Raw genomic sequence first — 20,805 nt, 5'->3', positions numbered from 1 at the left:
TTTGATAATCAACTGGAAAATATAAAATTAATATCCGGCATTCTGTGTAATGCCCGGGTTCACACGCCGCTCTACGGCAGGGATCGGCCAGAGGTATTGCCGCGATTTGTCGAAACTGCGCTGCGAAAGTGTTTTCACGTCGGTACCGAAGCCTGAATAGTCGGCCAGGCCGTCGTCGTCGAGCGGCGTTACGCCCGGGAACGGCCATTTGGCGCGGTTTTGCGTCGCGGGGTCAGGCAGGCCGATTACCGGGGTCGATAATGCCTTTTCGGCAAGCTTCCAACGGATAAGGTCCAGATACCGCAAGCCTTCGCGCGGGAACTCCACGCGGCGCTCCCGGCGGAGTATTTTGCGTAGTGCGGCTGCATTGGTACTGGTAATGGCAGGGTATGCATTGGTTTGCTCCGCTGTTACCCCGTATGCCCTCGCCCGGACCTGGTTAACACTGTTCAAAACGCTTTCATCGATCTCTCCGAGCGCCAATTTGGCCTCTGCGTACGTGAGGAGCATTTCGGCATAGCGGACAACGATGGCGTCGTTGTCTTCCACGAGGCGGTCCGGCCAGGTCTGGTCGATGCCTTTTTTCCAAAGTAACCCTGTAAAACTCGCAAATGCGGCTACGGCGCGGGTGTCTTTGTTGGGTACACGGCGGTTTTCTTTCGAGCTGAACACTGTTAGGGAATCCGGATGGGGCATGTAATTGTAGCCGAGCCATTGGGTGTTGAACTCCACGATGGTCGCCGTCAGGCGCGGGTCGCGGTTTTTGAAAGGCGCTTTGGGATCGTACAGCGGCGATTCGTCGATCGGCTTGCCGTCCGTGCATTCGTAGGCGTCCATCATGTCCCGCGTGGGCAGCTGCGCACCGAACCCGCCCGCGTTACGCGAGATGTTGTCCTGCACATAACCCGCGCCGTTGAAAACCTGCTGCTTCTCATCGCGCGGCACGCTGACAATGATCTCCTTACTCGTTTCCCCCGCTTTCAGAAATAGCTGCGCATAGCTGCCGTGCAATGCATATACACCGAGATCGATCACCGCTTTCGAGGCATCACGGGCGATCTCCCATTTACCGGTATACAATGCCGTACGCGCCTTGATCGCCAGCGCGGCGCCTTTGGTGAGCCTTTTAGCCTCCGCCGCTCCGTAGGAAACGGGCAGGTTGGCAATGGCAAAATCGAGTTCGTCGAAAACAAATTGCAGGACTTCGGCCTGGTTCCTGCGCGCCACGCCGTACGACTCTTCCAGCGTAACGGGTTCGGTCAGCAGCGGGACGTCGCCGAAATGCGTGATCAGTCGCGAATACTGGTAGGCACGTATCAGCCGCATTTCCGCTTCGAGGCGCAGGATCACGGCGGTCGGGGTGTTAGAAGCGGCCCGCTCTTTGTTTGCCAAAAACGAGTTTACCCGGGCGATAGCTTTGTAAGAATTCAGCCAGAACGTCTGCACATTGGCGTCGTCGGCATTCATCGTTCCGCCGATCACGGCATTGGTGAGTTGCCCGCGGTGCCATTCGTTGTCGCTGAACAGCTCGTTGTCGTTGCCCCAGAATGCGAGCCGGTACAGGTCGTTCACGGCGAGTTCGAGCTCGGTCTGGTTGGAATAAAATGTGCCGGTGGAAGCTTCCGAAAGCGGGTTCAGGTCCAGGGTGTGGCAGCCCGTCGCGCCGGCGAGGAGCATCAGGAATATAGTTTTTTTCATGTTTTGTCAGTCAAAAAAGGTTTCTAAAACCGGATGGTGGCACCGGCCATGAAAGTGGCGACGATCGGGTACGAATAGCTGCCCGATTCGGGGTCGAGGTACTTGGGAAACTTACTGAGTGAGAACACGTCGTTGGCCGAAAGGTATAGCCGCAGCGACTGCACGCCGGTCTTTTTCAGTGCATCCTTCAACGTGTAGCCCAATGTGACGTTTTTCAGGCGGAAATAGGCGCCACTCATCAGCCAGTAGTCCGAAAGCGCATAGTTGGCGGCATTGGAAGTGCGCGAAAGTCTCGGATAAGTCGCTTTCAGGTTCTGATCGGGCGTGTTATTGTCACTCCAAAACTTACCTGCCATTTCAGCGGGCATATTGCCGAATGCTTCGGCGAACGGCTGTGTCACTTCGGAACTAAGCCGTGACAGCTTTTTGGCTACACCCTGGAACGTAATGCCCGCATCGAAACCCTCGTAGTCGGCCCGAAGGTTACCACCGTACAGATAGCGCGGCAATGCGCCTCCGAGCAGCACTTTGTCGTCGGTCGTAATCTTGCCGTCCTGGTTCACATCCACGTAGCGGACATCCCCGGGTTTGGTAGTCACATTCAGCACCGGCGCTCCATTGATTTCGTCCACCGTTTGGAATAACCCGTTTGAAATGTATCCAAACCACTCGTTGTACTGGCTGCCGTTGCGCACGATCTGATCGCCGCGGAATTCGGTGCCTTTCAAATCTCCTACGGTTGATTTGGCATCGGACAGGTTGGCCGAAACGGAATAATTCAGCTTGTTAATGCGGTCACGCCAGCCGAGTTCGAGCTCCCAGCCCTTCACATTCAGCGTTCCGGCGTTTTGATTGGGCTTGTCGTAGCCGAGGTAAAGCGGAATATCGAGCGGCAGCAGGATGTTGGTGGTGGTCTTTTTGTAATAATCCGCCGCCAATGTAAGCCGGTCGTTCAGAAATGAGGCGTCGAGGCCGATATCGGCAGTCCGGCTGGTTTCCCAACTGATATTCTCAACCGCGTAAACCTGCTGCGCGCCGCCGGTGAGGGGTACTACGCCGCCATTCTGGTAAAACAATGCGGTGGAAAAATCGATCGTGGCCATGTAGGGATAATAGGCCGGGTTACCATCCTTGTCGAGCAGTCGCTCATTGCCCGCCTCGCCCCACGACCCGCGGAGTTTCAGGAACGAAAGCCAGCCGGTACTTTTGAGAAACTGCTCCTCAGAAATCGTCCAGCCAGCAGAAACCGACGGGTATACGGCCTTCCGGTACTGCGACGCAAACCGCGACGAAAGGTCCGAACGAAGGTTTCCCTGTAAAAAATATTTGCTTTTGAAATTGTACTGCAACCGCCCGAAGAATGAATGCAGGCCCGATTCGTTGGCACTGCCGTTGTTATCGCGCAGCTCGGTGGAGCCGGAATTGAGGTAAGGGAAGCCCGTCAATGCAAATCCGCTCCGCGATGCGCCCAACGATTCCTGCGAGCGGTAATTTTCCTCAAAACCCGCCAGAATATCGATCGAATGCTTTGCATTGAATTCCCTGGCATAGTTCACAAGCACCTGTCCGTTGATCGTCACTCCCTCGGAGCGGCCCTCGTTCAGTACCGTCCGCGCCTGGTTCACCACCGTGCCCACGGTACCATCGGGGTTGGTGAAGCGGATCTGTTTGGAGAAGTATTTGGCTTTATCGAAATCAAACACCGGCGCCACCAATGCAGTGAGTGTAAGGCCATTTACCGGCTTGTAATTAAACTGCATCCTGCCGCCCAGCTGGTTATACAATTGCCGGGTAAAACCGCCCTCGCGGAGCTGTGCCAGCGGGTTACGGCCGTCCTTACCCACGGCCAGCCGGCCGTTTTCATACACGTCGTCATAAATCGGAGGCATGACCCTCGCTTCGTAAATGGGATTGTAGGTATTGCCCGGAAGCTCGTTGCCATTGCCCTTATTCGTCGTCCTTTTGTAGAAAACATCGAAATTGACGCTCATTTTATCATTCACCTGCATATCATTATTCACACGGAACAGGTAACGGTCGTACGAACGGTTATCATAGAACGCACCGGAGCTCGCGTAGCCCAACGACGCTTTCGTTTTGATTTTCCCGGTTCCCATCGTGAACACCAGGTCGTGACGCTGGCGCGGTGCGCTTTTGCGTGTGAGCATCGCTTTCTGCCAGTCGGTATTCGGGAAACCGTCGGGATTTACGCGGTTGCTGTCGAGGTAGGAGGCAATGTAGGCATCGCCGAACGGCCCGGCAGTGGCACCGTCGTTAACCGCCTGCTCATTGAAATACCGCATGTAGTCCTGCACGCCCACGTATTCGGGTGTGGCCGTGGCGCGCTGCACGCCGTATTCGTACGTGTATTCGAGGCTCCCCTGCCCGCTTTTGGCACGTTTGGTGGTCACCAGGATCACGCCTGCCGCCCCACGCGAACCGTAAATCGCCGCCGATGCCGCGTCTTTCAGCACTGTGATGTTCTCCACGTCGCCCGGGTTCACATTATCGATACTTGCCACCGGCACGCCGTCGACGATCACCAGCGGGCTGTTGGTACCGATCGTGGTAATGCCCCGGATGAGAATGCTTGACCCCGAGCCCGGCGCACCGCTGCTGCGGGTAACCGAAACGCCTGCCACGCTGCCCTGCAATGCATCCGAGACCTGTAACGTCTGCCGTCCGCCCACATCCCGTGCGCCAATCGACGAGATAGCGCCGGTAAGGTCTTTCTTTTTCTGCGTACCATAACCCACCACCACTACTTCCGACAGTGCATTGTCGCTTTGTTTCAGGGTGACGTTCAGTTTGGTTTGCGCGCCGGGCGCGATGTCCTGGCTTTGGTAACCTACAAATGAGAATGTAAGCGTCACGGATTCGCCGTCCGGTAATGCTATGGCGTAATCGCCGTTCGCGTCCGTGACCGTTCCGCGCTGGGTGCCTTTAACGACGATGCTGACGCCGGGCAGGTCTTTTGCGCCTTCGTCGGTCACTTTACCGGTAAGCTGCCGCATTTGCGCGAGCAGCGGTCCCATGGAAGCAAACAGCAAGGCGCAGCCTAGTAGAATTTTTTGTCGCATATTTTTCCAATATTTAGGGTTTCATGCCTTCGGAAGCTTCCGACGGCACAGATCAAAAATTTGAGTGAGCAAATATAAAATTGGACAATACGGAGATTTTCAAATGCGCTTAGCCAGTTCGCTATCCAAAATTATGGACAACCTAAAAAGCTGACATACAGAAGTTTATTGTATGATTACTATGGAGAATGGACAAGACAAGGCGAGCAATCTAGACCTCCTCGATCGCTGTTGTCAACTCGTGGCCGACACCTACGGCAAGCCCGACAGCCAGGAATGGCCCAACGGGGATTTTGTCAGGCTGAGTCATATCCTTTATAAAAAGACGCAGGTACAGATCAGCCCGAATACTTTGAAAAGAATTTTCGGGAAAATAAAGACGGATGCGCGCTATTATCCCCAGAAAGCGACGCGTGACGCTTTGGCGCAATATGTGGGCTTTAAGGATTGGGACAAGTTTATCGGTTCGCAGTCAAGCGAGCGGCAGGTCAGCATCGCCGAGCAACCGGCCATTCGACCGATCATTGTCACACCTACCGAGGTGGCGACGTTTCCGTCAAGCAGGCGTCAATTTCCTTTTCGCAAGTTGCTGTCTGCGGTTTTTGCATTGCTTTTGATTGCCATAGCCGCATGGCGAGGCTTCGTGTTCTGGCAGAATAAACAACCGGCAGTAACCCTGTTCTGTAAAAATCCCGAGGGCGGCAATCCGCATTCGGCCGTATTCGTACTGCGGAATTTCAGCCAGGTTTCCGAGCTTTCCAATGAGTATTCCATTGATTTTGGAGATAATGACAAAATGCAGCTGAATGCCAGGGACAGCGTCTATTCACACTATTACGAGGTGCCCGGGCGCTATTTTGCCGTTTTGAAAAAAGCGGGGATCGCGCTGGATACCGTGCCGGTTTTCCTGCATACCAACGGCTGGACCGCCACGGCCAACATGATGTACGACACGACGCGCGTGTACCCGATCGAAGCACCGGACCTATTTTCAAATGGCCACAACAGCATCAGCGTCAACGAGATAGCCCGCGCGGGCGTCGATACCAACCGGACCTTTTTTGTAAACTTTATCAACACCCACCTCACCGGCATCGACGGCGATAATTTCGAATTGCTCGTGGATGTGAAAGCCTCGCCGCCACGCCCGGGTGTGCGCTGCTCACAGGTACGCCTGACCGTTTTCGGGGATTCGTCCAATCACATGGTCGATATCATGAAACCTGGCTGCGTGCATTGGAGTAAACTGCAATTTTCGGAACTGCGCAAAGACGGCCGCTCGGAAGGCCCCGACTTCCTCGGCGCAGACCTTACCACCGGTGGAACGATCGGCATGAAAGTCGTGAACCGCCGGGCCACACTGCTCATTAACGGCAGGGAGGTTTACCAAAGCACCTATAACAAGGCGCTGAGGCACATTTACGGCCTGGATATCATGTTCGCCGGCATCGGTACCATCCGCTCCGTGCGGTTGAAGGATTTGAAAACGGGTAAGGTGTTTGCGGGGAATTTTTAGCGAAGAAATGTGGTGAAATTACCGTTCTGTTCCGCAGTTATCTGCTCCATGAAATCGCTGTTCCATAATGCGATCCCCAGTCGCTTTTGCGATTTTTCAAAATGCTCTTTACAGATCTCCGCCACTCTTTTGTGTTCGCCATTCCAGCTGAAAAGCAAAAAAATCGAATAGTTATCGGGCTCCCAAAAGTCTTTCGACAGGTGTGGCCGGTTATCCCGCATCATAAATTCATAGGGGTGCGGCGGAACAATGGCAGGTTTAAGCCCGGCCTTGGTCAGATCGTCGATCAATGCACTGGCAAATAGCTCATTTGCTGCTCCATTGTATGAAACAGCCCCAAAAACGATATTTTTAGGAATTGCGTAGATAACCGGAACTCTGTTTATGAAATGGCCGTTCGCCGGTACCTTCAATTCAAATTGGATATCTCCCACCACGAGCTCCGATGTGACTATCGACTTGCCGGTTTGCAGCCGAAACTGGTAAGTTCCCTGCGACAGCTCGCTTTCCGGGATATAAATGTTCCCCCAGGAAGAACACTCATCACCGTAAGATCCTGGAAATATCGGGCATTTTCCTTTGCTGATCTTTTCGGTCAGCCTGACGTCGATGACGCGCCCCTGAATTTTGTATTCAAATTTATAGTCGAACTTTTCCGTGGAAGGTTCGGCATTGAGAAAACTAAAAAACAGATACCTTCCTTTTTGGGTATCGGCAGCGTGATGCCAGTAAAGGGATAACCCATCCCGGTCCATGACGTTCAGCTCGTCGCGGATCTTGCAACCGGCAAAAAGCGCGAACCAAAGCAGCAGTGCGGTGTGTAGCAGTCGTTTCATAAGTCAGGAAGCAAGATTCGCCTTGGGAGACAGTTTTGCCTCCCAAAACGTTGCATGCGGTTACTCGGAAGACAGCCCGGCGGCCTCCTTTTTTACCGGCGTTTTCCTCCTCTTTCTTAACCAGTTAAGCACCATGATCACGCCGATCGCCAGCAACACAAACGGCCACACCGCTACGAGCACCACCGTAAATGCGCGGAGGTTTTCTACGCCTTGCTTGAATGCGTCGGCGAGATCCGTCAGAAATGGAATGGATGAGTCGATCGATTTGTAGAAAACAATATGCAGCGTTGAATATTTAATATCGCCATTCAGCTGGCGGAATTGCACTTCGGTGGCTTCAATATCCGTGCGTATCTCTCCGAGCTTCTCTTCAATTTCCAGCATGTCGGTCACAGTATTAGCCTTTGCTAGCAAGGCGCGGTAGCGGTTTTCTATTTCCTTTTTGGTTTTTAACCGCGACTCTGTGTCGACATATCGCGCTGTTACATCTTCATTGGAGATAGATTTCTCCCGGAAATCCGTAACGCCTTTCGTCGCCGAAGCGATAAACGATTCGAAACGGGCAGCAGGTACGTGCACAACTATCGTGTAGCTGACTGCGCTACTGCTACGTTCCTCATCGTCCCTACTTATATAGGCGTTACCTGCCTTCACAGCCGCCATGATCGTCTTACGTGTCGCGTCGGCATCGTCGGTATCAAATGCAATACGCCCTGTTTTTATAAATTTTCTTTCGATGGCCGCTGCGCTTGCCGCTACTTCCGGTGCAGGTTTCTCCCTTAATGGATGCGCCATGACCTCCGCATTAGCAACGTTCTCATGGGGTGGCAGCGGTGCGGTTTCTACCGCAAATGCTACCGTACTGTCCTCTTCTTTCGGCCCGCTGCATGCGACAAGCGCCAATATTATGATAGGGATTAAAAATAGTCGTTTCATAGCTAGTGCATATTTAATTTTCTTAAATATATATTTGTGTTTAAACAAATCCAACAAGGTTTTCTATAAATATTTCTGATGAAGAACGACTACAAACAAACCGATGAGCAACCGGCTCGTAATGATGAACGTCAGGTGATAATCACGAGCCTGATCCTCTTCGTGATATCCTCCATTCTTCGCCATCTCGGCCCCGACGGGGCTTCGTGTTTATAGCAAATATTCCCTATCTTTGCACCCAATATGTCAAGGTCTGAAACTACATATCGCCCATCTGCTGACATTGCAGCCTGACGCTGGTCCTCTGATTCATTATCTCTTCGGGACCCGCGACATTCCCCTGCTTTGATCTAATTTTCTCCACGCTATGCGCGCGTACAGGTGATGTGCTGCCCATAGCTCAGACTTTACAATCATGACATCTTTAACTTCATACGGGTGGAATACCCATTTTGAACAACATTTCCATACTTACCAGGCACAAGGACTAGACGCGGGACGCGTAACCGCTATCGAAGGCTTCCGGCACAAACTCGTTACGGCCAGCGGCCCGGTCGATGCGATGCTTTCGGGCGCATTGATGAATGGTGCCGAGAATTGGGACCTGCCCAAAGTCGGCGACTGGGTTGCATTCAAAGCTTATGATAATGAGGGAATTATCATCTCCGTATTAACACGGATTAACGAACTCAGCCGCAAACTGCCCGGCCGTACCACGGAAAAGCAGGTGATAGCGACCAATATCGATACCGCATTCATCGTGCAGGGCCTCGACCGCGACTTTAACCCCATGCGTTTGCAGCGTTACATTGTGCAAATCCTGCAATGCAACATCCGCCCGGTGGTACTTCTGAATAAACAGGACCTGGTTCCCGACCCTGAAAGTTACCGGCAGGAAGTGACCGCATTAGGCTATGACTGCCCCGTGCTGCTACTGAGCGCGACCGGGAATGAAGGGCTGCAAGAATGGGCCGCCGGGCATCTGCTGCCCGGCCAGACCTGCGTGCTGATCGGCTCCTCGGGCGTCGGGAAAAGTACGCTGGTGAATGCATTACTGGGTTACAGGTTCCAGGACGAGGGTGCTGTGAGCAGCTTCAATAATAAGGGAAAGCATACGACGGTTTCGCGGAACCTGGTTACGCTCCCGTCGGGCGCGATGCTGATCGACTCGCCGGGAATGCGGGAATTCGGCGTGACGCTGGAAGCCGACAACCAGGGCTTGAACTACCATCCGTTGCTGGCAGCGCTTTCGGCCGAATGCCGGTTTCACGATTGCACGCACCGGCACGAGCCGGGCTGCGCGGTAGTGGCGGCCGTGCGCGAGGGTGAGCTTCCGCGCGAGGTTTATGAGAGTTATCTCAAAATCAGCCGTGAACAGGCGCATTACCAGACCGATTCGGTCGAACGCAAGCGGGCGGAGCGGCAGTTTGGGAAAATGGCCAAGCAGGTGGTCCAGCACAGGAAACAACGCAAATATTAGGGACTGCAAGGGCGCTTCATTCGGAGCGCTCTTTTTTTTAGGATACAAAAAAAGAAAAAGAGGAACATCCCGCCCCTCTCTTTGCTCAAACTACAATGAAATCATGTCCGGAGACCGGACTCCACTAAAAGGCCTTGTAGCGTTGTTCTCTAATGCATTTTAGTAAAATCACCGAGTGAACGGTAGCAGCAAAAACCGTGCAAACAGTAAAAACCCCGGCAGAAGTACGCTGCCGGGGTTGAACTGATGGTTTAATAACCGGGGTTCTGAACGATCTTTTTGTTCTGATCCACAACCGGTTGCGGCACCGGGTTCATGTACATTTTCTTGGTGAAAACATGCGGATGGTTCAGTCCCACAACTTCGTATACCCATTTGCCTTTATTATCGTTCGGCGAGGTGTTCGAGATTTTCATGCCGTGGAAATCCTTGTTCATCACGTCCTCCGCGATTACCCAGCGGACGATGTCGTAAAAGCGCTTGGCTTCGAAACACAACTCCACCCGGCGCTCGCGGCGGATGGCCTGGCGCATGGTTTCTTTGGTTAAACCGGCCGGCAGCTCGGGGAGGTTGGAGCGCTTCCGGATCGCATTCAGGGCTGCATACACTGACGCATCCGGGCCAACCGACTCGTTCTGAGCCTCCGCATAGTTCAGCAATACCTCCGCATAACGGTAATACACGTAGTTCTGCCCGCTAGCAGCACCCCCGCGTGGCTTCAACGGATTGATCTTCTTTTTGAAATAATAACCCGTATTACCCACGTCGTCGGTGCCGAAATCGATCTGGTTTTTAGAAGGCCTGACCTTGTCGATGCGGGTGTAAATGGTGTCGGTTTTGGCCATCCAGTCCTGCTTGTAGGGTGCGCCGTCGTACACAATGAAGTCGTAAAAGCGCTTTTCGCGGTTTACGTAGGGTTTTTGCGGATCGTAGCCGGAAGTCGGATCGGAAATGGGTTTGCCGTTGGCCATCGCGAACTGGTCGACGAGCTCTTGCGTCGGGCAGTAGTTGCCCCAGGTGTAATAGACGCCGTCGATCCAGACCGGCCCGCCGTATTGCTCATAGTTCGAACCCATGATCACCGACACTACCTGGCGGTCCCAGATCACCTCCGAATTGTACTCGTTTTTCTCCCACCAGAATGCATTGATATCCGGGAACAATGCATAATTACCACCGTAAGTGTCCATAAACTGCTTGTTGGTAGCCGCCGCCGTAGCCCAGCGTTTGGGATCGAAATTACCGAAACCGACCAGTTTATTCGGGTCTGCGCCGGATGCCGGCGTGGCCGCATTGAATGCCGGGCTCGCTGCGTACAATTCCAGCCAGCCTTTGAGCGCCAGCGCCGCTCCCAGCGTTGCCCGGCCGGCATCCGCATCGCCATTGGCGTATTTGACAGGCAATGCTTTGTTGGCCACAATTTCACCTAACTCTTTGGTAATGAAATTGAATGTCTCCTCGAATGTAGCGCGGAATTGGTAAAGCTCCTCCTCTCCCATTGTGTTCCGGTCCAGCACTTCGGTGATGATCGGCAGGCCGCCCAAATGCATGAATAGCTCGCTGTAATAGTAAGCGCGCATGAAACGCACCTCGTCGATGCGTTTTTTGCGGTACGCCTCCGAAAAGTTGGCCGAGTTTTCGGTCACTTTCTGGATAAACAGGTTGCATTTGCGGATTTTGAGGAAACCGGCCGCCCACGACGCGTAATCGGTGGCATTACCATTGGCGTGGTCCATCGGCGTGCCGTTGTTCACCGCGGGGTCCACGATGCCCTGCCGCCACGAGTAGGATTTCCAGTAGAAGCCCGCGTCGTTGTCGTCGGTGAAATTATCGAGGTTATCGGGCGAGTTCCATTTGTTGGAAAGCACGGCGTAAATGTCGTTCAGGAACAAGTCCGCATTGCCTTCCGACGACCATTGCATTTCGTCGGTAAGGCGGCTTTTGATATCGTTTTCGAGAAAATCCTCATTGCAGGACGTCGTGAAGAGGCTCACGCCGAGCATCGCAAATAATATGGTATGTCTAATTCTTTTCATTGTTTCAAAGATTTTTCGAGATCAGAATGTCACATTAAGCCCAAACACATACACCTTCTGGTTCGGATAGGCGGTTTCGCGGTCGGTGTAGCCCACTTCCGGGTCCATGAATTTCAGCTTACTGAATGTCAGCAGGTTTTGTCCCGACGCATACACGCGTACATGCTGGATGCGGATGGCGCGCGTGATGCTTTTGGGAAGCGTGTAGCCGATGATCGTGTTTTTGAGGCGCAAATGGGCGGTACTCGTCATCCAGAAATCCGACAGCTGGGTGTTGTTCGCGTAAGGCGCCTGGGTAGCGCGCGGGTAGCGGGCATCCTGCGTCTGCGGCGTCCAGCGGTTGTCGTAATATTCGTAGCTCGAATTACTGTTGTTGTTATTGAACGGAATGGTCTGGAACTGACGAATATCCAGGCTGGCAAGTGACGATCCCTGGAAGAACAGGTTCAGGTCGAAACCTTTCCAGTCGGCGGTGGCATTCAAACCATAAGTAAGCAGCGGATAGACAGGCTTGCCGATCACGACTTCGTCATTGGAATCGATCTTGCCGTCGGGAACACCTTGCGGGCCGCTCACATCCACATAGCGAATGTCGCCCGGGCGCAAAGCGCCGAACGGGGTTACATTATAACCGTCGGCGGCATTGATGAGGCCGTCGTCGTTCTTGTCGTCATCCGTGGAGAAGAGGCCATCGGTTTTGTAGCCAAACTGCGTCCCCAAAGCCCGGCCCGTGCGGCTGCGGTTAGGATTGTTGCGCGTGGCGGCTGTTTCGAAAACCTTGATCATTTTGTTTTTGGCATAACTCACATTGCCGTTGATACCCAGCCGGAGGTCGTTCTGGAACCGGTAGTTGGTACCGAGGCTCAGCTCTACCCCATTGTTTTCCATGGTACCGCCGTTCTCGTCGGCTAATGCAAGCCCGTATTCCACCGGCACGCTCACGGCTGGCGGAAGCAGCATTCCGGTGCGTTTTTCGTGGAAATAATCCGCTTCGATAGTCAGCAAACCACGCCACAGCGATGCTTCCAGACCAATATCGGTTTTGGTAGAAATCTCCCAGGTAATGTTCTTGTTTGCCTCGTTGGGCACCACTGCGCCCTGCACCATCGAACCCGGCCCGAATGCGTACGCATTGCCGTTCAGGTTATAGCCTGTGAGGTACTGGAATGCTGTACCCGCCAGGTTCCCCGATTTCCCCCACGACCCGCGTACTTTCAGATTATCGATCCAGTTGAAGCCATTTTTGAGAAAATTCTCCTCCGAAATCACCCAACCCGCCGAGAATGCCGGGAAATACCCCCAGCGCTTGCCCGGCGCGAAGTAATAATGCCCGTCGTAGCGGCCCGACGCTTCGAGCAGGTACTTGCCCGCATAGGCGTAGCCCACGCGGTACACGTAGCCGATCTGGCTGCCGGTAGAGGAAGTACCGCCGTTATCGAAATCGTTTTTGTTGGAACTACCCATATTCAGCTCGTCCACGTCCACGGCGAAGTTGTTCCGGCGCGCGGAGAACAGCTCATAGGTGTTGTTTCGGGCCTCGACCACGAGCAAGCCGGTGAAATCGTGCTTGCCGAAGGTGTTGTGGTAATTGAGGTAACCCTGGTAAGTAAATGTCTGGGTTTTGATAAACTGCTGTGCGAGCCAGGAAAATGCCGCCGCACCGCCTTCCGCGGTTGAAATCTCGCGTTTGTAGGTGTAAGGCGTCGTGGTAAGGTCCTGGGTGTAGTAATAAAATGGCTTATGGTAGCCCTTCTTGGTACGCTGGCTCGGGTCGTAGCTGAATGTCCCCTTAATGCTCAGGCCTTTGATGAACGGCAGCTTCTGCTCGATGGCGATGGTCGTGAGCAAAGTATTGTTCGAGTTTTTGGTATAACCCGCATTCAGAATACCTACCGGAGAGTTTCCGGCAAATTCACCCCATAAACCATTGCTGTAATACAATGAGCGTATCGGAATGTATTTGAAGCCGTTACGAAACAAATTCCCTGCCGACACAGCCGTATCCACCGAAGATATGCGCTCCACCGAACCGATCAGCGAGAGCGAAACCGTGGTGGTTTTGGTCGCCTCGGCGGTGAGGTTCATATTATAGCTGTAACGCATGTATTTCACCGGGTCGAACATCCCGTTTTGTTTCAAAAAGCCAAAACCGGTCTGGTACTTGATCCGCTCGGAGCCGCCGCTGAGTTGCAGGGTGTAATTCTGCATCGGCGCATTCATATTCACCAGGTCTTTCGTGTTGCTGATCGGATACTTGTCCGGGTCCTCTCGGTTCAGGTTCTGGTAGTTTTCCACGAGGTCTGTCGCGAAAGGGAGTTGTGTCCCGGTCGGGTTTTCATTCAGATATGCCTCATTTTTAAGTCGCATATAATCCTGCGCGCTCAGCATTTTGGGATAATAAGTCGGTGTTTGCGTACCGTAATAGGCACCGAACGATAACGTAGGTGCGCCAGTAGCGCCTTTTTTGGTGGTAATGAGCAATACCCCGTTCGCGCCACCCAATCCGTACGGCGCAACCGCCGCGGCGTCTTTCAACACGGTAACGGTTTCGATGGAGCTGGGATCGATCTGGTTGATATTGTCGCGGATCACGCCGTCCACCACTACCAGCGGCTTGTTATTGCCCGTGGTACCAATGCCGCGGATATGTATTTCGGGCGAATCGGAGCCGGGCTGGCCGCCATTCGGGCGCATGCTCACACCCGCCACGCGACCGGCAATGGAGTTGGAAATGTTCGGCACCGGGTTTTCCGCGATCTCGCTGCCTTTCACAGCCGCGATGGAACCTGTCAACGTCGATTTCTTCTGCGTACCGTAACCCACAACCACGATCTCATCCAATGCCTTGGTATCGAGCTGTAATGCAATGGCAAGGTCGGTGCGGTTGCCCACGATCACTTCCTGCGAAAGGTAACCCACGAAGGAGAAGATCAGGGTCGCATTCTCGTCCGGCACTTCGAGCTGGAACTTGCCGGAAACGTCGGTAGTAGTACCGCGCTGCGTGCCTTTCAGGATAATGCTCACTCCCGGCAATGGCTCGTTGGTTTCGGGCGAAGTAACGGTTCCCTTGATCGTCCGGTCGGCAGCTTCCGCGAGATTTTCGGTTGTGGTAGCCGCGGGAATTCCGCCCGTTTTCTTCGGAGCCCGCGACAGGAGTATCTGGTTATTCCTTACGCGGTAATTGATGTCCAGCGGCATCAGCAGGCGGTCGAGCACCGCGAAAAGCTTCTCCTGCCGCGCTTCTACGCTGACGGTCTTTTGAAGGTTGACCAAGCCGCTGCTGTACGCAAATTTCACTTTCGTACCCTGTTCGAGCCGGGTAAGGGCTTCGTTCAGCGTGACATTTTTCAGGTCCAGCGTCACGTCACGGTTCAGCAGCTCCTGGGCCGGCGAATGGCTCGCCACAGCCACCACCGAGCAAAGGCTGATCAATAGTAACTGATAAAAAGTCAGGCGCATGATATGGAGTAGCAATCTATGCCATGGATGAAAAGGTTTTTTCATAATTTTACGGTTGACTGTGTTAAAATTCAGACAATAGTTATCCTGCCAAGCCTGCCTTCGGGCGAGCCTGTGAACCGCACGTTCCGGGATATTTTAGCCGGTTTCCGATCAGGGGTGTCGCAACCACTCCTGATTTTTTTATGGGCTAAAATCGCTGGTTGGGGGTGGTCAAGTTTTCATGATGGTTGTCAGGGGATGATAAATTGTTGATCAAAATTTTCCGTCTACAATTCTTGTGGTGCTCTGCACCTCCGCTAAATCGGTGCAGCGCACCGTAAGAATTGTAAAGCATCTATTTGCAGCCCTGGCCTTTTAGGGTAATGCTGTCGCGATCGATGCGGTAGGTGCTTCCGAGCAGCGTGTCGATCATTTCGAGGATTTCAGGCAGGCGCTGGTCGGTAAAATCGACTTTGAGGCGGCAATCGGCCAGGCCGTCGTCTGCGAAACCGATTTTTACGTGGAATGTCTGCATAATGCGCTCCGCTACCTCCGTCATCGGGGTATCATTGAAAACCAGCGATGCTGATTGCCAGAGTTCTTTATCCGATGCCTTTTCCTGCACTTTCTGAACTTCCAAATGCAGGCTTTTGGGTCCAAGTACCACTTCCTGTTCCGGTTTCAGCACTACCCGTTCGTTCTTTTTCACATCGCTCACCTCCACACGGCCCGTCGCCACCGATACTCTGAACGTGGCTTCGCCGGGAATGGCGCGGACATTGAAGCTCGTCCCGAGCACTTTCGTTTCAACGTCACCGGTATGGATCACGAACGGCCGTAGCGAGTCGGGCTTCACGTAGAAAAACGCTTCGCCCGAAAATGTAATATGACGATTTACAAATGGATGAGTGCGAGAAATGCTGGCGCCGGGGTGCAACCAGATCACGGTGCTATCGGGTAGCATATGCGGCACAATTTTTTGCTTTTCGTTTGTATAACTCACACAATCGCCGTCCGGCCGGTCATTTTGCTGCCCCATTCCGGTCGGTCTTTCGTATAAAAAATACAATACACCCAGGCCAACCGCAAAAACGGCCGCAATGCGCGTCATGTAATGCCACAGGCTGTATACCGGCCGCGCAGCTTCGTCGCTTTTGCGCAATTCGGTGAGATAAGTACGAATGCGGTTGTAGAGCCGGTCCTGATCGGCGTCCGTAAACGGCTCATCGGCAGGCTCGTCGACTTGCTGGTACCATTCGTTCACCAGGCGCCGCTCCTCATCAGAGCATTCGTTCGCCAGATATTTTCTAAGGGTTTCGGGATGAAACGGGGGCTTTTTCATTAGGTGTAGCTTTTACACTTATTAATCGACTAACAGTACAGTCAGGGAAAAGCGGGAACATCCCTTACTCCAATGGTAATTTTTTTTAAAAAATTGGATGTGTCAAATGAGGGGCAGCACGAGCACCGCCAGCGCGATGTAGTCTTTCATTTCTACGCGCAGGATTTTCAGTGCTTTACTGATGTGCGCCTCCACCGTTTTCTCCGAAATTTCCATCTGGCCGGCGATTTCTTTGAGGGTATATCCCTTGCGGCTGAGCGTGAAAACCTCCCGGCATTTCTCCGGCAGTTTGAGCAGCGACTGCTCGTAGAATTCATTGAGGGTATTGAAATCCAGGTTCTCGGCCGTGACATTATCGGGCAGAAAATCGTCCTCTCCGAGCGTCAGCACCTGTTTGCGCTGTTCCTGGTGGTAGTAGTTGATAATGCAATGGCGAAGCATGCCATTGAGATAGGCCTGGATATTTTTCTGTATGTCAAACTTATGGCGCGCGAGCCAGAATTTCACGAAAGTTTCCTGTACGAGGTCCTCCGCGATCGCCTTCACGCCCGTTTTACGAATGGCCGTATGCACGAGCAAGCGCACATGCCTGCGATACAACTCCCTGAATGCCAGCTCTTCGTCCTGCTCGCAAACCAGCGTCATCAGGGCCTGTTCGGAATAGTGGCTGTAAGAATGGATCACGGGCAGCGCAGTGGTAAAAGGGTTAAAAAACTCAGGGAAATAACCGGAAAAGCGGAAGGTGTTTACAATTTAATGATATTAATCATAATAATTATCCATTACTAAAAATGACTATGTCTCGCCCACTTTGTCACCTGTTCTTTATTCCCTATTTTTAGCCATACCACACCTTAGTCAACCAACTTCCTCATGAACACCATTGAACTGCTCATTCATCAAACCGCCGACGCTTACCGCTGGACTGACAAACTCATCGAAAACATCCCGTTCGAAAAGTGGGAAATCATACCGGATACCGTCGAGTCGAGCATCAGCTGGCAGGTCGGGCATTTGATCATTAGCCATTACTTTCACACGGTGATGGTTATCCGGGGGCACCAAATGGATATCCTGCGGCAATTGCCGATCAAAGAATACAGCGATTACTTCACCGTCGCGCGGGCCGAGCAATCCATTGGTAAATTCAACCCGGAAAAACTACTTGCCGATTTGAAAACCATGCAGCAAAAATCATTGGAAATACTCGCGGCAGTGACACCGGAAGAGCTCGAAAATCCCTTGGAGCCCACTCCAACACCGCATCCGGTAGCGACCAACAAGTTCGAGGCGATCGACTGGAATGTGAAGCACACGATGTACCACTGCGGGCAGATCGGCATTCTCCGGAGGGTTGTCAGCGAACGGTTCAATTTTGGGCTAAAAATCGCATAGTGCATAAACCTGGCGGCAACAGCCTTTTTAATAGACATTCCGCCAGGTTTTACATTCGAACTTTAAATGGAGGCCTTCGCTACCGGTACACATACCGGCATTTCATGTTTGCCGTGCGATTTGAATTCCAGTTTCTTGACTAGCAATTTTTCAGGGTTTGCCCCTTCGCGAATCCGGATAAACTGATTGGCAGCGATATTGTGCAGCTTCTGCACCTTTCCGCTCCCGTTCCAACGTATCTCGATCTCGTCGATTTTCGTGGCCTTACCCAGCCCGATTTCCCGTTTGAACGGCGCTGAGCCAAAGCTCCCGCCCGAATTGACGTCGCGGTACACACTTCTCGTCCTGCCGTTCTCGGTAAATGTCACCTTCACGCGCGAGCCGATAGCGGCCTTGTTGGATGCGACGCCTTCGAGGTCGAGGGAGATCCAGTTATTATCGCTCTGGCCGGGATTGAGGAAAAACGAATTCTGGTAAGCATCGCCAATGTAAGCGCCGCCCATTTCAATATAAATATCCTGGTCGCCGTCGTTGTCCATGTCGGCAAATGCCACGCTGTGGCCCTTCTGCAAGCTGCCGACCTGGGCGGAAGTGGTCACATCCGCAAAGCCCTTGCCGTCGATATTGAGAAACATTTTATTGGGAACCAGCGACTTATAACTCGGATTTCCGGTCCCAATAAAAATATCAAGGTAGCCGTCGTTATCGATGTCGCCAAAGTTGCCGCCCATCGCGAAGCCTGTTTTGTCCAGGCCCATTTGGCGGGTAACATTCGTGAAAGTACCGTCGTGGTTGTTATGGTACAGCACCGGCTGCCCGTGAAATTCGGGCGACTTGCCCAGTCGTTCGGCGGCCGCGTAGTAGCTCAGGGCATAGTCCATGGTGTAGTCGCCGCAAAGGATATCCATCCAGCCGTCGTTGTCGTAGTCCCAGAACCACGTCGCGAAGCTGCGGTTCTGGTCTTTATCCAGCGTTGCCTTCGTGGTTACATCCTCGAAACTGATCCCTTTCCCGTTCGGACCGGATCCCATGCCTTTGTTGCGAAGCAGGAAACGGCGACCGCTCAGCGTCGAAACGAACAAGTCATTCCAGCCGTCGTTGTCGTAGTCGGCGGAGTTCACCCCCTTCACAAATGCCGCAATGGCGGTGTTGGTTTCCTTCGCTACTTCGGTAAATGTCCCGTTTTTGTTGTTCAGGTAAAGCTCGCAGGGGTGGTAATTGGCGCCGATCGTCGTTTCATTTCCGATGAACACATCCAGCCAGCCGTCGTTGTTGAAATCGTTCCACGTGGCGGTTTGTGTGGGATGTTTCGAAAGCAGGCCTGCGTCGATCGTTACATCAGTGAATGTGCCGTCTCCGTTGTTTCGCAGCAATGAATTGGGCTGTTCGCCGAATGAGCCGTTGAGCCACGCCCCGCGCAGCACAAAGATATCCTTGTAGCCGTCGTTGTTGTAGTCGGTTTGCGTCATGTGCAGCCCGCCCGTAAACTTGCTCAACCCCGATTGCACCGATTTATCCGCGAACGTGCCGTCGCCATTGTTTTTGAAATAATGCATAGGCTCGCTCAAATCCCAACCCGACATGGCCAGGTCCAGAAAACCGTCATTATCGAAATCCTCGGTAACAACGCCCCCGGCCATGTTCCGGACGTCGAGTTTCAGGTCCGGCGCGATGTCCTGGAACGGCTTCACTGCAATGGCGTCGGGCAGGTCCATCGCAGGGATGAGCATTCGCTTGGGCACCCGCGCCGGGTACTGACCCAGCGTCATATACGCAATGTTGAGCAGCCATAACGATTCATAATCTTCCGGCGCATCGCCCAGCAGCCTTTTGTAGATATCGACCGCCCCTTTCGAACCTTTCGTGTTGGTATGGATACCGCCGTTTTTGATGGGCAAAATACAGGCGTCCACGGAATGGTTGTTAATGCAGTTGATCTGCTCCCCGAACCGCAGGAAAGCCACGGCCCGGTCGTCCGTCACTTTGCGGACCACACCCGGTATCACGGCAAAAGGGCCCGGATTACGTTCCAGGGCGGTCAGAATGCCGATCGCCTCGTCGGGCCGCCCGAGTTGCAGCAGCACATTCGCCTTGAAATGGCTGGCGCGGAACCGTTGCGCAACCTCTGCTTCCGGAATGGATTTCAGGAGCGAATCGAGGTAGGTCAATTGCGCCTCCGGGCAGAAATTGTTCTGGTAATTGTAAGCCCTCGCCTTCGATTCCTGCAACATTTCGAGCATTTTATCCTCGGAGCTGGGTTTCGTGCACAGGCTTATAGCCAAAGCGCCTGTGAGCGCAATGGCAAAAAGTATAAGTTTTTGCATCGTACGTAATTACAATTCTGATTTTTGGAATAAACAGCATATACACGCAACACCGCCCCTGTTTGCAAAGACAAAGGTGGGACGAAGGGTGTAAAGGATTATTTCAAAAATCACCTCGGAGGTGGTGAGGCTACGAGCAGGAAAAACGAAGAAAATGTAGGCAGAATGCATTCAAACCCGCTTTGGGAAGTGATCCAGTCGACCACAAAAAACCAGTGCTTACGGTTGAACGTCAGGTAATCTTTCAGGAAATTTTTGAGCAGTTGCGGGGTTTTGCTCTTGCCGTCGGTCATGCCGCCCTTCACATGCTTGTCCACATGCGCGACGAGATCGAGATAACGGTCGCGGGCGGTAAGGTCGAGCTTGCATTTGACGTGCAGCGTGTCGTTCACCAACTGCTGCTCCACGATCTGGTAGAAATCATCGCCTCTTCGCAAACGTCCTTCCGCCGGTTCGGCCACCTGCCAGTCCGTCTGATAAGGGATCATAATCGGGATTTTGAGCACCAGCGTCTCCTCGGGCACGAGCGATTCCGACGGTGTATAGCCGCTTTCTCCCCAAGCCAGATACTCTTCTACCCAATACACGAGTGGAAAACCCATGACATTGTAGAGCAGCAATCCGCACATGAGTATGGAAAAAAGCTTTCTCAACCGAATGTTTTTCTCCAAATGTACCCTTTTTCAGCTATTTAGTGATAGATGTTCTGGAAATATTT

General features: G+C 53.0%; 13 protein-coding genes. 3 read left to right on the top strand and 10 right to left on the bottom strand.

Annotated features, from left to right (window positions below; translation table 11 throughout):
- Nucleotides 1-27: 27 nt before the first annotated feature.
- Both BLQ88_RS01175 and BLQ88_RS01170 read right to left on the bottom strand, forming a co-directional pair.
- Nucleotides 28-1,698 (bottom strand): RagB/SusD family nutrient uptake outer membrane protein, encoded by a 1,671-nt coding sequence (locus tag BLQ88_RS01175; RefSeq protein ID WP_090145892.1) that lies wholly within the window; start codon nt 1,696-1,698, stop codon nt 28-30.
- Nucleotides 1,699-1,721: 23 nt separating this feature from the next.
- A complete protein-coding gene (locus BLQ88_RS01170; protein ID WP_229212519.1) occupies nt 1,722-4,778 on the bottom strand; it encodes a SusC/RagA family TonB-linked outer membrane protein in 3,057 nt (1,018 codons plus the stop codon).
- Between the two features lie 181 nt (nt 4,779-4,959).
- Between BLQ88_RS01170 and BLQ88_RS01165 the strand changes: the two genes are divergently transcribed.
- On the top strand, nt 4,960-6,294 hold the full coding sequence (locus tag BLQ88_RS01165) for a hypothetical protein (protein ID WP_229212518.1): 1,335 nt from the start codon (nt 4,960-4,962) through the stop codon (nt 6,292-6,294).
- On the opposite strand, the gene BLQ88_RS01160 is transcribed toward BLQ88_RS01165, so the two are convergent.
- Both BLQ88_RS01160 and BLQ88_RS01155 read right to left on the bottom strand, forming a co-directional pair.
- Nucleotides 6,291-7,130, bottom strand: a complete 840-nt coding sequence (locus tag BLQ88_RS01160) for a hypothetical protein (RefSeq protein WP_090145888.1) — start codon at nt 7,128-7,130, stop codon at nt 6,291-6,293. The two genes, BLQ88_RS01165 and BLQ88_RS01160, sit on opposite strands and share 4 nt — an antisense overlap.
- A gap of 60 nt (nt 7,131-7,190) precedes the next feature.
- A complete protein-coding gene (locus BLQ88_RS01155; RefSeq protein WP_090145886.1) occupies nt 7,191-8,069 on the bottom strand; it encodes a DUF4349 domain-containing protein in 879 nt (292 codons plus the stop codon).
- Between the two features lie 415 nt (nt 8,070-8,484).
- On the opposite strand from BLQ88_RS01155, the gene rsgA reads away from it, so the two are divergent.
- Nucleotides 8,485-9,549, top strand: coding sequence for a ribosome small subunit-dependent GTPase A (gene rsgA / locus BLQ88_RS01150; protein ID WP_090145884.1), 1,065 nt, complete (start codon nt 8,485-8,487; stop codon nt 9,547-9,549).
- 251 nt (nt 9,550-9,800) lie between these two features.
- Here the strand turns inward: rsgA and BLQ88_RS01145 are convergent, their stop codons facing one another.
- The 4 genes from BLQ88_RS01145 to BLQ88_RS01130 form a co-directional block, all read right to left on the bottom strand.
- A complete protein-coding gene (locus tag BLQ88_RS01145; protein WP_090145882.1) occupies nt 9,801-11,585 on the bottom strand; it encodes a RagB/SusD family nutrient uptake outer membrane protein in 1,785 nt (594 codons plus the stop codon).
- Between the two features lie 21 nt (nt 11,586-11,606).
- Nucleotides 11,607-15,089 (bottom strand): TonB-dependent receptor, encoded by a 3,483-nt coding sequence (locus tag BLQ88_RS01140; RefSeq protein WP_229212517.1) that lies wholly within the window; start codon nt 15,087-15,089, stop codon nt 11,607-11,609.
- A 292-nt stretch (nt 15,090-15,381) separates the two neighbouring features.
- On the bottom strand, nt 15,382-16,368 hold the full coding sequence (locus BLQ88_RS01135; protein WP_090145878.1) for a FecR family protein: 987 nt from the start codon (nt 16,366-16,368) through the stop codon (nt 15,382-15,384).
- A 102-nt stretch (nt 16,369-16,470) separates the two neighbouring features.
- Nucleotides 16,471-17,052, bottom strand: coding sequence for an RNA polymerase sigma factor (locus BLQ88_RS01130; protein WP_090145876.1), 582 nt, complete (start codon nt 17,050-17,052; stop codon nt 16,471-16,473).
- A gap of 189 nt (nt 17,053-17,241) precedes the next feature.
- Between BLQ88_RS01130 and BLQ88_RS01125 the strand changes: the two genes are divergently transcribed.
- Nucleotides 17,242-17,763: a DinB family protein gene (locus BLQ88_RS01125; protein WP_090145875.1), complete on the top strand. Its 522-nt coding sequence runs from the start codon at nt 17,242-17,244 to the stop codon at nt 17,761-17,763.
- Nucleotides 17,764-17,825: 62 nt separating this feature from the next.
- On the opposite strand, the gene BLQ88_RS01120 is transcribed toward BLQ88_RS01125, so the two are convergent.
- The gene (locus BLQ88_RS01120; protein WP_090145873.1) at nt 17,826-20,087 is read right to left on the bottom strand and encodes a CRTAC1 family protein; all 2,262 of its coding nucleotides are present in this window, start codon (nt 20,085-20,087) and stop codon (nt 17,826-17,828) included.
- Nucleotides 20,088-20,197: 110 nt separating this feature from the next.
- The gene (locus tag BLQ88_RS01115) at nt 20,198-20,758 is read right to left on the bottom strand and encodes a hypothetical protein (RefSeq protein ID WP_143016770.1); all 561 of its coding nucleotides are present in this window, start codon (nt 20,756-20,758) and stop codon (nt 20,198-20,200) included.
- Between the last annotated feature and the right edge of the window lie 47 nt (nt 20,759-20,805).

Origin of the sequence: Dyadobacter soli, assembly GCF_900101885.1 — a bacterium.
GTDB classification, from domain to species: Bacteria; Bacteroidota; Bacteroidia; order Cytophagales; family Spirosomataceae; genus Dyadobacter; species Dyadobacter soli.
The sequence above is the reverse complement of the archived record's forward strand: the minus strand, read 5'-3'. Positions and strand labels throughout refer to the sequence as shown.

What these genes read in the sequence shown, in the direction of transcription:
- BLQ88_RS01165 (WP_229212518.1), top strand. Translation starts at nt 4,960, where the DNA reads ATGGAGAATGGACAAGACAAGGCGAGCAATCTAGACCTCCTCGATCGC.
- BLQ88_RS01175 (WP_090145892.1), bottom strand. Translation starts at nt 1,698, where the DNA reads ATGAAAAAAACTATATTCCTGATGCTCCTCGCCGGCGCGACGGGCTGC.
- BLQ88_RS01145 (WP_090145882.1), bottom strand. Translation starts at nt 11,585, where the DNA reads ATGAAAAGAATTAGACATACCATATTATTTGCGATGCTCGGCGTGAGC.
- BLQ88_RS01140 (WP_229212517.1), bottom strand. Translation starts at nt 15,089, where the DNA reads ATGAAAAAACCTTTTCATCCATGGCATAGATTGCTACTCCATATCATG.
- BLQ88_RS01120 (WP_090145873.1), bottom strand. Translation starts at nt 20,087, where the DNA reads ATGCAAAAACTTATACTTTTTGCCATTGCGCTCACAGGCGCTTTGGCT.
- rsgA (WP_090145884.1), top strand. Translation starts at nt 8,485, where the DNA reads ATGACATCTTTAACTTCATACGGGTGGAATACCCATTTTGAACAACAT.
- BLQ88_RS01155 (WP_090145886.1), bottom strand. Translation starts at nt 8,069, where the DNA reads ATGAAACGACTATTTTTAATCCCTATCATAATATTGGCGCTTGTCGCA.
- BLQ88_RS01135 (WP_090145878.1), bottom strand. Translation starts at nt 16,368, where the DNA reads ATGAAAAAGCCCCCGTTTCATCCCGAAACCCTTAGAAAATATCTGGCG.
- BLQ88_RS01160 (WP_090145888.1), bottom strand. Translation starts at nt 7,130, where the DNA reads ATGAAACGACTGCTACACACCGCACTGCTGCTTTGGTTCGCGCTTTTT.
- BLQ88_RS01170 (WP_229212519.1), bottom strand. Translation starts at nt 4,778, where the DNA reads ATGCGACAAAAAATTCTACTAGGCTGCGCCTTGCTGTTTGCTTCCATG.
- BLQ88_RS01125 (WP_090145875.1), top strand. Translation starts at nt 17,242, where the DNA reads ATGAACACCATTGAACTGCTCATTCATCAAACCGCCGACGCTTACCGC.